At 73.1% G+C, this 10,435-nt stretch carries 10 protein-coding genes; 3 read left to right on the top strand and 7 right to left on the bottom strand.

Features of this window, described 5'->3' with window-relative positions:
- From UW392_RS45875 to UW392_RS45845, 7 genes are all read right to left on the bottom strand, one after another.
- Positions 1-475, bottom strand: a 475-nt coding sequence (locus tag UW392_RS45875; RefSeq protein ID WP_414497407.1) for a phosphotransferase, incomplete at its 3' end; no start/stop codon positions are given.
- A gap of 12 nt (positions 476-487) precedes the next feature.
- On the bottom strand, positions 488-1,615 hold the full coding sequence (locus UW392_RS45870; RefSeq protein ID WP_320781278.1) for an aminopeptidase P family protein: 1,128 nt from the start codon (positions 1,613-1,615) through the stop codon (positions 488-490).
- Positions 1,616-1,835: 220 nt separating this feature from the next.
- On the bottom strand, positions 1,836-2,384 hold the full coding sequence (locus UW392_RS45865) for a PDZ domain-containing protein (RefSeq protein ID WP_320781277.1): 549 nt from the start codon (positions 2,382-2,384) through the stop codon (positions 1,836-1,838).
- 124 nt (positions 2,385-2,508) lie between these two features.
- Positions 2,509-4,668, bottom strand: a complete 2,160-nt coding sequence (gene cyc2, locus UW392_RS45860) for a germacradienol/geosmin synthase Cyc2 (RefSeq protein ID WP_320781276.1) — start codon at positions 4,666-4,668, stop codon at positions 2,509-2,511.
- 93 nt (positions 4,669-4,761) lie between these two features.
- Positions 4,762-5,955 carry a damage-control phosphatase ARMT1 family protein gene (locus UW392_RS45855; RefSeq protein ID WP_320781275.1) on the bottom strand — a complete coding sequence of 398 codons (1,194 nt, stop codon included), beginning with the start codon at positions 5,953-5,955 and terminating at the stop codon, positions 4,762-4,764.
- A gap of 52 nt (positions 5,956-6,007) precedes the next feature.
- The gene (locus UW392_RS45850) at positions 6,008-6,655 is read right to left on the bottom strand and encodes a ScbR family autoregulator-binding transcription factor (protein ID WP_320781274.1); all 648 of its coding nucleotides are present in this window, start codon (positions 6,653-6,655) and stop codon (positions 6,008-6,010) included.
- A gap of 169 nt (positions 6,656-6,824) precedes the next feature.
- Positions 6,825-7,481 (bottom strand): Tat pathway signal sequence domain protein, encoded by a 657-nt coding sequence (locus tag UW392_RS45845; protein ID WP_320781273.1) that lies wholly within the window; start codon positions 7,479-7,481, stop codon positions 6,825-6,827.
- Positions 7,482-8,160: 679 nt separating this feature from the next.
- Here UW392_RS45845 and UW392_RS45840 point away from each other — a divergent pair.
- From UW392_RS45840 to UW392_RS45830, 3 genes are all read left to right on the top strand, one after another.
- Positions 8,161-8,823: a DUF6230 family protein gene (locus UW392_RS45840; protein ID WP_320781272.1), complete on the top strand. Its 663-nt coding sequence runs from the start codon at positions 8,161-8,163 to the stop codon at positions 8,821-8,823.
- Entirely contained in the window at positions 8,820-9,227 is a 408-nt protein-coding gene (locus tag UW392_RS45835) for a DUF6114 domain-containing protein (RefSeq protein WP_320781271.1), read from the top strand. The genes UW392_RS45840 and UW392_RS45835 overlap by 4 nt, the downstream gene beginning before the upstream one ends.
- A gap of 184 nt (positions 9,228-9,411) precedes the next feature.
- Positions 9,412-10,422, top strand: a complete 1,011-nt coding sequence (locus UW392_RS45830) for a substrate-binding domain-containing protein (protein WP_320781270.1) — start codon at positions 9,412-9,414, stop codon at positions 10,420-10,422.
- Positions 10,423-10,435 lie beyond the last annotated feature (13 nt).

Raw genomic sequence — 10,435 nt, 5'->3', positions numbered from 1 at the left:
CGGCCCGCCGCAGCGCCTCCAGCGAGCGCGGGGCGCTCCGTGGCACCCCGAGCGCCTCGGCCTGGCGGACCGGCACCTCGCGCAGCCCGCCGAGCAGCCCCGCCAGGTCGGTCTCGCCGACCGCGGACACCTCGTGCGCGTCGGCCGGCCCGCCGCGCAGCCGGACGTCCAGCGTGCAGGGCAGGCCCGGCGCCCACTCGCCGCGGGCCGCGCTCGCCGGCACCGCGACCGGTACGTGCGGCCGGACCAGCTCCCGCAGCCGCAGCTCACGGCGCTGCCGTACGGCCGCCTCGCGGTCGGGCGCCAGCCGCAGCACGTACCGCGTGCCGACCCACCACGCCATCCGCGCGTCCTTGTCGACCGGACGGACCTCGGGCCCGCCGGCCGCCCCGGCCCGCCCGGCCCGTCCCCCGCCCAGCAGGGAACGGGCCAGTCGGCGGACGGTGTCCTCGGTGGGGATGAGTGCCTGGATCATGGCTCGGTCCGCTCAGTCGACGACGACCAGCTCCCGCGCGGTGTCGTTCAGGCGCCGGCCGCCTTCCTCCGTCACCGTCACGATGTCCTCGATGCGTACCCCGAAACGGCCGGGAAGATAGATGCCGGGTTCGACGGAGAAGCACATCCCGGGCACGAGGGGCCGCAGCTCGCCCTCGATCATGTACGGCGGTTCGTGCGTGGTGACGCCGATGCCGTGCCCCGTGCGGTGGATGAAGTACTCGCCGTAGCCGCCCTTCTCGATCACCGCGCGGGCGGCCCGGTCGACCTCCTGGCAGGGGACTCCGGGCCGGACCGCCCGGAACCCCGCCGCCTGCGCCTCGCGGACGAGGTCGTGGACCCGGCGCTCCTCGTCGGTGGGTTCGCCCACGTGGACGGTGCGGGAGGTGTCCGAGCCGTAGCCGCCGAGCAGGCCGCCGAAGTCGAGGACGACCATGTCGCCGGTCTCGATGACGCGGTCGCCGGCCTCGTGGTGCGGGTCGGCGCCGTTCGGTCCGGAGGCGACGATGGTGAAGTCGACGACGTCGTGGCCGTGCGCGCGCAGCAGCCGGTCGAGGTCGGCGGCCACCTCGGCCTCGCGGCGCCCGCCGAAGCGGACCTCGCGGATCTCCTCGAACGTGGCGTCCGCCGCCGCCCCGGCCGCGGCGAGCAGCTCCAGCTCGGCCGCGTCCTTGACGGCGCGCAGCATCGGCAGCGCGTCGGTGAGGGCGGCGTACGAGGTGCCGGGCAGGGTGCGCTGCAGTCCCAGCAGGTGCATCGCCCAGGCGTTGTCGCTCACGCCGAACCGGCCCGAGCCGTCGAGGAGGGTAGCGGTGACGGCGTAGGGGTCCTTGCCGTCGGTCCAGTCGCGCAGCGCCAGGGCGGACGCGCCGGGTGCCTTGGCGGCGTCGGCGGCCTCCAGGGTCGGCACGACGAGCACCGGGTCCCGGCCGGGGGCGAGCACCAGCAGGGTGAGGCGCTCGGTGACGGCGGTGGGCGCGTAGCCGGTGAGCCACACTAGGTCCGGCCCCGGCGCCACCAGCAGCCCCGCCAGCCCGGCGTCGGCCGCCGCCCGCGCGGCGCGCTCCATGCGCGCGCGGTAATCGTCGGCGGTGAAGGGGACGGGTGTACTGCCGGTCATCCGGACCTCCCTGAGCGGGCGAACGGTCTACGCCAGCATCCTGCCCCCACCCCCCGCCCAACGCGACCCGGTAACGAAGCACGCCCCGCAAGAAACGCGCCCCGTAAGGGGCGCGCCCCGTAAGGGGCGCGGGGAACTGCGCGATCAACCACAACGAACCCGCACGGAGCCCCCGGCCAAGCCCCCTCCCCCTCCCCCTCTCCCTCTCCCCCACACACCGTCAGGTGACCACCCCCGGCACCGCCGTCAACTGCCGATAACCCCCACCGGCCCGCCGCACCGTCAACTCGACCGGCGTACCGGGGCGAACCCCGGCCACCGCACGCCCCAGATCGGCGGCGGAGTCGACACGCACCGTGCCGAAGACGAGCAGCACGTCCCCGCGGACCAGCCCCGCCGCCCGCCCGGCCCCGGCGGCGTGGACGTCGACGACCCGGGCCCCGGGCCCGCTGTCGTCCACGACCACCACCCCGAGCGTCGCGCCGACGGCGGCCTCCGCGGCGGCCCCGGCGGTCGGGGGCGCGCTGACGGCCCGCCCCCTGGCCTCGGCCGGCCTGTTCAGGTCGAGCACCGTGGTGCCCACCGTCGCCAGCCCCGCGCCGGCCAGCAGCAGCACCGTCCCGGCGCACAGGCCGGACAGCACGGTGGTGAGCCGGCGTCGCCGCCGGTGCGGCGGGTGCGGCGGGTGCGGACGGACTGACTCCGGTTCGATGCCCCGGTCGGGGCTGCGGCCCGGCATCGGCTTGGGACGCAACGCGGTCTGTTCCATGGATCGCCTCCGACGAGAGCCCTACCCCGGCCCCCGCCGGCCGACGAGCCACGAACGAGTGAGACTGACGGGCGGGAACCGGGGTTCGCGAATCAGCAGACCGGCGGACCGGCGGACCGGTGGGTCAGCCGAACGCCGGTACGGCCGGCCTCCTGTCCGGCAGGAAGCGGTGGCTCCGCCCGGCCAGGTACTCGGCCGTGTAACGGGGCACCGAGCGGTGCCAGTTGAGGATGCCCGCCATCCAGTTCCGCAGGTCCTCCACGTAGCCCTGCATGATCTCCCGGGCCTCCTCGGTGAGCCGGAAGTCGTCGTACACGACGGGCAGTTCGTGGGCGACGACGTGCTCGAACTGGCGCATGCGCTGGTCCATCAGGTCGTGGACGACCTTCAGTCCGGTCGGGTAGTCGATGCCGAAGAAGTTCTGCACGACGAGGACCGCGTTGTGCACCTCCCCCTCGTACTCGATCTCCTTCTGGTAGGAGAAGACGTCGTTGACCAGGCAGGCCCAGTCCATCGCCGCGTTCTCCAGGGAGCGCACGGGGCCGCTGCGGTAGACCTCGGGCGGCACGGCGGGGCCGTGGCCGAAGCGGCACAGGCCGAGGGTGAGGTCGGAGCCGAAGGTGTCGCGCCGCATCTCCAGGTAGTCCACGGGGTCGGGGACGCGGTGCTGGATCTGGTTGGACAGCTCCCACACCCACGCGGCGGTCATCTTGTCGATGGCGTCGCGCAGGGGCCGCCGCTGCTCGGGGGTCATGTCGCCCGTGGTGCGGTTCCACAGGTCGATCAGGGAGCGCTCCATGGCGTTGGCGGGCGGCGGGACCGGTTCGCCGTCCAGCGGCATGCACGCCGACAGCCGTGCGGTGGTCAGCTTGGCCGCGACCAGGTCCCGGCGGTGGCCGTAGACCAGCGGGTAGTAGTCGTCGCCGTAGGTGCCGAAGGCCAGCCAGCCGGAGGCGAGGTCGAGCTGGTCCTGGGTGGCGTCGGGGTCGAGGCCCGCCGCGCACAGCGCCAGGTCGCAGCTGAGCAGTTTGTCCTCGTCCCACACGCCCTCGCTGAGGATGCCCATCCGCCGTGACCACTCGGTCAGATGGCGGCGGGAGCCCTCCAGGGCGGGGCTCAGCTCCAGCGGGAACGGCATGCGGATGTCGGGGATGCGGGACGGGCCGACCCGCTGGAACGGCACGTGCGTGTAGGACCGCATCCGCTCGGCACCGGCGGCGGCGAGCAGCGCGCCGACGTCGACGGCGGAGGTGCCGCGGCCGGTCGGGGACTCCCAGGGGTTGGTGGAGCGCGCGTTCTCGTTCATGTAGCGGCTGGAGCGCATGTGCCACTCGTGGCCGCCGGACTGCCAGTCCTGCAGTCCCTTGGCGTACGCCGCGACGGCGGCCGTCTGCGGGGGTGTGAGCCCCTTCTCCAGGGCGATGGCGGGGACCTCGGTGAACGCGGTGTGCTCGAACTGGTGCAGCCGGGAGGTGAGGACGTCGTTGACGGTGTCGGCGGCCTCCTGGGTGGTGCAGTCGAAGAAGGTCTCCAGCACCAGGACGCCGTTGCTCAGCTCGCCCTCGTCCTCGACCTCGCGCTGGTAGGAGAAGAGGTCGTTGCGGAGGTGGACGGCGTCGGAGAAGGTCTCCATCAGGACCCTGAGCGGCCGGGTCTCCGCGACGGCGGCCGGGACCTCGGCGGTGGCGTACTCCACGAGCCCCGCCGACCAGGGCGCGCCGCCGACCTTGCGGCGCATCTCGATGTACTCGACGGGGTTGGCGATCCGCCCCTCGTTGATGTTGGACAGCTCCCACAGGGACTCGTTGAGCAGGTGCTCGGTGGAGACGGCGAAGCGGCGGCGCCAGTCGGCCGACATCGCGGGGACGGTGCGCTTCCACAGGTCGGCGAGGCCGGCCTCGACCGGGTTCTCCGGCTCGGGCGTCCCGTCGCCGAGGTCGAGCGGCATGAAGAGCGGGAGCCGGTCCAGATGGGCCTTGCCGGCGACGCGGTCCTGGGAGCGCTTGTACTTCTCCAGGAAGTGGTCGTCGAAGAAGAACACCCACACGTACCAGTCGGTGATCAGGGACAGGGCCGGGCCGTCACAGTCGGGGTGCGTGTAGGCGCAGAGCAGGCCGTAGTCGTGCGCGTCCAGGTCGGCCTGCTCCCAGACTCCGGAGCCTTCCAGCATGCCCATGTCGCGTGCCCACCGTGTCGAGTGGGCGCGCGCCTCGTCGACATGGCGGTTGAGCCGTGCCGGATGCGGCAGGTAGAAGTGCGGGAGTTCGAAGGGCTGCTGCGTCATGGCCCGGCCCTACCCATGGCCTTTTCGGGGCATCCTCGGCGCGGGACATGATCACACCATCGCGTGAATCCCGCCCCGAAAGGGAACTCACGTTCAGTGCCGCCGGTCCCGGACCTGGATCAGCGCGTGCGTCCCGCTGGTGCGCCAGCGCTGCTCCTCGGCGGCGACCAGGGCGGCCTCGGTGGCGGGGTCCAGTCCGGTGATCACGTCGGACTTCAGGGTGCGCAGCGCGGCCACCGGGCCGGGGAAGTACGCGGTGACGTCGGCGAAGGGCGTGGCCGGCGGCCAGCACCGGTCGCCCACCAGCCGACGGTAGTTGAGGTCGCCCTTGACCAGCGTGACCGTGGCGGCGGCGAACTCCGCGCGGAGGTCGTCGGGCATGTCGACGTACGGCAGCGGGGCGCAGGAGAAGGGGTGGGCGCGCACGGTGAGCCGTCCGTCGGCCAGCGCGTCCCAGAGCCGGCGGCCGTACCCCGCGGCGGCGCCGGGGGCCGCCGTCAGCCGCCGTACCGCGTCGAGGACGTCGGCGGGGGTGGCGTCGGAGACGTAGTAGGGGTGCGGCTTGACGTGCAGGACGGCGCGCGCGGCGTGTCCGTGGGTGAGGAGGTGGTCGAGGAGCAGCAGGTCGGGGACGAGTTCCCGGCCGGCGTTGTCGGCCACCAGGCAGACGGTGCCGGTGGCGTCGGCGGAGGGCGGCAGCAGGGACCAGAGACGCTCGCTGTCGTCGGCGACCAGCGGCGGGACGTCGGCGGGCGTCTTCGCGCGGGGCGCGGAGAGGCGGAAGCCGAGGTCTGCGCGGTTGCCCCAGAGGGAGCCGTGCAGCAGTGCCTCCGCGCGGCGCGCGGGCGGCCGCGCGTCGAGTTCGTCGAGGGCGGCGAGTTCCTCGTCGGTCTCCGCGGCGGCGAGTTCGGCGAGCTTGGACGGCCGGAACGGGTCGACGCCGTGCCAGGGGCCGTCGGCGAAGTACCCCGTCGCGTCCAGCAGCCGGCGGTAGAAGTAGCTCTCCGACCACAGCCACGGCACGTCGAACCAGGAGCGGCCCGCGTACGTGTCGGTTCCCCAGGCCGCCCACCGGTCGTGATCGGCGGCGTCGGCGGCCAGGGGTTCGACCGTGCCGTGCAGGCAGTTCTCCAGCAGCGCGTCAAGGGCGCGGCGGCGGTCGGGGTCGTAGGGGGTGTTCTCCCCCACCTGGCGGATGATCGCCGGGTGCCGCTCGGCGAGCACGGCGTACGGGAAGGTTCCGGGTTCGTCGCCGAGCAGGACGGGCGGCAGGCAGATGTCGGACATGCGCCTCACCGTAGCGCTCGCCTCACCCGGGTGCCGGACGCCGGCGGGCGGGTCACACGGGCCAGGGTTCCCGCTCCAGGCTCGCGGCGAGGCGAGCGTAGCGGGCCCGGCGGGTCACCGGCACCAGGCCGCGGATGAGCAGGCGCCACAGCTCGGCGACCCGGCGGGGCTGGCGTGCGACGGGTTCCAGGGTGCGGCCCACGACGCGGGTGCCGACGAAGGAGCAGACGAAGGTGTGGGCGACGGCGTCGACATCGATGTCCGGGTGGAGATCGGACTCCTCGACCGCGGCGGCCAGCCGGGCCAGGGTCAGCTCGCGCCACTCGGTGAAGGGGTGTCGCAGGGGCGGGCGGACCGGCACGCCCGCGGTGGCGAGCCGCAGACCGGCCCGGAGCACCGGGCCCTCGACGGAGAGGCGGGTGACGCCGAAGGTGAGCCGCATCAGGGCCTCCAGGGAGGAGTAGCCCCGGCCGTCCATCTCGCGGGCCATCCGGCGGGAGGTGCGTGACTGGAGTTCCATGATGGCCTGGGCGAGGTCGTCCTTGGCCGCGAAGTGGAAGTAGAGCGCGCCTTTGGTCACGCGCGCGTGCTGCACGATGTCGCTCAGGCTGGTCGCCTCGTAGCCCTGGCGGTCGAACAGGTCCGCGGCGGCCGCGATGATCGTCGCGCGGGTCTGTTCGGCGCGTAACTGCCTCGCCATGGGGTGAACACTCCTGGGCCGGAATACGAACGGGCCATGCCGTGTGTTCTGACCCGCGACAGACAATAACTCACCGCGCGGCAGGCGTGTTTGACGAGGTCGCGGGCCGGCCGGCGCACACCGCGCCGGCCGGCCCGCACGCGCGCGTGGCGCGTCGGGCGGGGACGGGTCAGTTGACGAAGACCGTGGCACCGCCGGACGTCTTCACCGGCGCGTAGGTGGCGGTGAAGAAGCCGTTGGCGAAACAGAGCGACGAGCCGGAGACCTTGGTGAACTGCTGGTCGTCGAAGCTGATGCCGTTGGTGGTGTTGCTGGCCGTGCCGGACAGGGACGGCGCCTGGTAGACGCAGTTGACGCTGCCCAGCAGGGTGCGCAGGTTGACGGTGGCCTGGACGGTGGAGCCGCTCGGCGGGGTGACGGTGACGGCCCCGGCGGAGGAGACGGTGGCGGAGTAGGGCAGGTTGCCGAGGGTGATCGAGTTGACTCCGAGGACGCCGATGACGTTGCTGCTGCAGGTGGCGGCGGTGAAGGTGTGGGCGGTGACGGACTCGGTGGCCGTGCCGGGGGCGGTCGGGTTGCCGGTGACGGTGGCGGTGAACTGCGAGCCGCTGCACGAGACGCCGCTCGTGCCGGTGGCGCTGGAGTAGAAGGTGGCGTTCGTGCCGGACTGGAGCGGCGCGATGAGGGTCGTGCCGACGGCGACGGCCGTGCCGCCGGCCGAGCCGGTGGTCAGCACGGTGTTGTCGGCGGCGACCGCGGTGCCCGTCGCGGGCAGGGCCAGCGCGGCGACGGCCGCGGTGAGGGCCAGGAGGGTGCGCGTACGCATGCGGGTTCCTCTTCTCCGGTTCGAGGGTAAGCGAGCCGTACCTTGACCTAGACATGACAGACTGGTACGTCGTGCTCGGGCCGTCCGCGAGCGGCGCGTGCCGGGGCCGCGAGGAGCGGGGCGGCGGGGCGCGCGCATGGCGCCCCGCCGCCGGCATCGGTCCGTGACGCCTTCTCCGTACGTGACGGACCGAGGGGCGGGCGGCCGCGCCGGCGCCACGGGGGCGGGGCGGGCCGCTGATGCGAGAGCAGCGGCGGCCGCACGGGGCGTGGGGCGGTGCTCCGTGCTGAGCCGGGCTGTCCGGGAACGCGGACGGGTGCCGCGGAAACGGATCCGGCGCCACGGATCCGGGAAACACGGGAAGTTGTAGAACTGACGAGTAGTCAACGTCAATACTCCGCACAGGAGTTGACGTACGGAACGGGCGTTTGGCCGGAACCCTGCGGGACTCCGGCCCCTCCGGCGCCCCCGCCGGGCACACAACCCTCACTCTTTACCCACACCGTGCTTGACCGCCGTCTGTAACCACCGGTAACTTCCGATTCGGCTACTGGTGCGTAACCACGAATCCGCGCAGCCACCGGGGGTTGCCGGCCGGTACGCGCACCAGCCGCTGTCCGCGCCAGGACAACGCGCCGTCGCTCAGCCGAACCGCACCGACCACGCCTCTGGAGCAGACATGGCACCGTCCTCGGAAGTCACCCCGCCCGCCGCCTCGGCGCCCGACCCCGCGGAGGTCACCGGACGCGGCCGGGTGCGGCTGCGCCGGTCCGCCGTGATGGCGGTGCCGGCCGCCGCGGTCACCGCCGCGCTGGCCGTCCTCACCGCGCAGGGCGCGCTGGGTGTGCAGTTCGCCATCTCCGGCATGCCGTTCACCGTCACCGCCACCGAGCTGGAGGGCACCGGCTTCGCGCAGTTCGGCGGCCTGGACAACATGGCCGAGGGCAGCCCGAACGCCGGGGACACCGGCGGACAGGTCCTGGTCGTCACCTCCGTGATCAAGGACGCGAAGCTCACCAAGCTGTGTCAGGCCGTGGACCTCGGCGGCACCAACCTGCTCATCACGGCGGGCACCGGGAACACCAAGGTGACCGCGGAGGACCTGACCACCGACTCCACCGATCTGTCCGGTGACGCCTCGTTCGGCAACATCGAGATCGGCAACGACGCCAGCACGCTGGACAAGGCCGGGCCCAAGGGCCGCGGTCCGATCGGCGTCTTCAGCCAGCAGGCCGACACCGTGAACATCAAGAACCTGCGGCAGACGAACTACGCCACCACCGCGGCCGTCTTCAGGCTGCCCGGTCTGAAGCTGCGGTTCAGCGAGACGGGCTGCCCGTGACGGGCGGCCGGGCCGCCTTCCGGCGGTGGCGGACCGGCCGCCCCTTCTGGGGCGGGCTGCTGCTCGTCCTCGGCGGGGCGGAGGTCCTGTTCACCATGAAGGCGTCGCTGAAGGTCGTCCTGCACGTCGGACCGCAGGGCGTGGCGGGGTACGTGCTGCCGGTCGTGATGCTGCTGTGCGGGCTGCTGCTCCTGGTCAACCCGGCCCAGCGGCTCTTCTACTCGATCGTCGGGGTGCTGGTCTCGCTGGGCACATGGCTCACCTCGAACCTCGGCGGCTTCATCGTCGGGCTGCTGCTGGGGTGCGTGGGCAGTTGCCTCGCCTTCGGCTGGCTGCCGGACCAGCCGCCGCGGCGGTGGAGGAGGAGAAAGGCGGCCGTGGGGCCCGCCGTACCGGGCAACTGAGTACCGCCCAATATCACGATGCGGTAGCCACACGCCTTCCCGATCGTTGGTCACTTGACTACCGGTGGTCACACACGATTGGCTCCGGGCCAGCGAGATTCACCCGGTCGGCGCACCGCACGCGTAAGGTCCGGCACCTCGCCCCGTTCCTCTGCTCGGCCGCTCAGCGAGGTGCCCCGCCCCCATGAACACTGCTCCTCCGCCGCCCGCCCCGTCCGCGCGGCTGCGCGTCACGGCCCTGACGGCGGCGGTCTGCCTGCTGCTGGCGGGCTGTTCGGCGACCGGCGACGGCGAGAAGAGGGCCGCGGACACCGCCCGCGGCGGCGGCACCCACGGGCTGAAGGTGGCCCTGGTCACGCACGGCGGCCAGGGCGACGCCTTCTGGGACCTGGTGCGCAAGGGGGCGGAGGCCGCCGCCGCCAAGGACGGCATCGACCTGACGTACGCGAGCGACTCCGACACCGCCGGGCAGGCCGAACTCGTCCGGGACGCGATCGGCGACCGCGTCGACGGCATCGCCGTCACGCTGGCCAAGCCCGCCGCGATGAAGAAGCCGGTCGCCGACGCGCGGGCGGCCGGCATCCCCGTGGTGGGCCTCAACTCGGGTATGGACGCCTGGCGTTCGCAGGGGCTGCTCGGCTACTTCGGGCAGGACGAGAGCGTCGCCGGCCGCACGGTCGGCGACAGGCTCGACGCCCTCCGCGCCGAGCATGCCCTGTGCGTCATCCACGAGCGGGGCAACGTCGCGCTGGAGGCCCGGTGCGCCGGTGTGAAGAAGACCTTCGGCGGCCTCACCGAGATGCTCTACGTCGAGGGCACCGACATGGACGCGGTCGGCGCCGCCCTCACCGCCCGGCTGCGGCAGGACACCAGCATCGACGAGGTCGTCATGAACGGCGCCCGGTACGCGCTGACGGCCGTCGAGTCGGTCCGCGCGGCCGGCAGCCGGGCCCAGGTCGCCACGTTCGACCTGGACGAGAGACTGGTCGCCGCCGTCGAGCGCGGGGACGTGCAGTTCGCCGTGGACCAGCAGCCCTATCTCCAGGGCTACCTCGCGGTGGACGCGCTCTGGCTGTACCGGACCAACGGCAACGTCAGCGGCGGCGGCACGGAACCCGTGCTGACCGGGCCCGCGCTGGTCACCAAGGCCAACGCGGACGCGGTCGCCCGCTTCGCCGCCAACGGCACCCGATGAAGCCCCGCACGGC

The organism is Streptomyces sp. CRN 30, from assembly GCF_034105845.1.
The sequence above is the reverse complement of the archived record's forward strand: the minus strand, read 5'-3'. Positions and strand labels throughout refer to the sequence as shown.

Coding starts and splice junctions, on each gene's coding strand:
- UW392_RS45870 (WP_320781278.1), bottom strand. CDS start 1,615: ATGACCGGCAGTACACCCGTCCCCTTCACCGCCGACGATTACCGCGCG.
- UW392_RS45865 (WP_320781277.1), bottom strand. CDS start 2,384: ATGGAACAGACCGCGTTGCGTCCCAAGCCGATGCCGGGCCGCAGCCCC.
- cyc2 (WP_320781276.1), bottom strand. CDS start 4,668: ATGACGCAGCAGCCCTTCGAACTCCCGCACTTCTACCTGCCGCATCCG.
- UW392_RS45855 (WP_320781275.1), bottom strand. CDS start 5,955: ATGTCCGACATCTGCCTGCCGCCCGTCCTGCTCGGCGACGAACCCGGA.
- UW392_RS45850 (WP_320781274.1), bottom strand. CDS start 6,655: ATGGCGAGGCAGTTACGCGCCGAACAGACCCGCGCGACGATCATCGCG.
- UW392_RS45845 (WP_320781273.1), bottom strand. CDS start 7,481: ATGCGTACGCGCACCCTCCTGGCCCTCACCGCGGCCGTCGCCGCGCTG.
- UW392_RS45840 (WP_320781272.1), top strand. CDS start 8,161: ATGGCACCGTCCTCGGAAGTCACCCCGCCCGCCGCCTCGGCGCCCGAC.
- UW392_RS45830 (WP_320781270.1), top strand. CDS start 9,412: ATGAACACTGCTCCTCCGCCGCCCGCCCCGTCCGCGCGGCTGCGCGTC.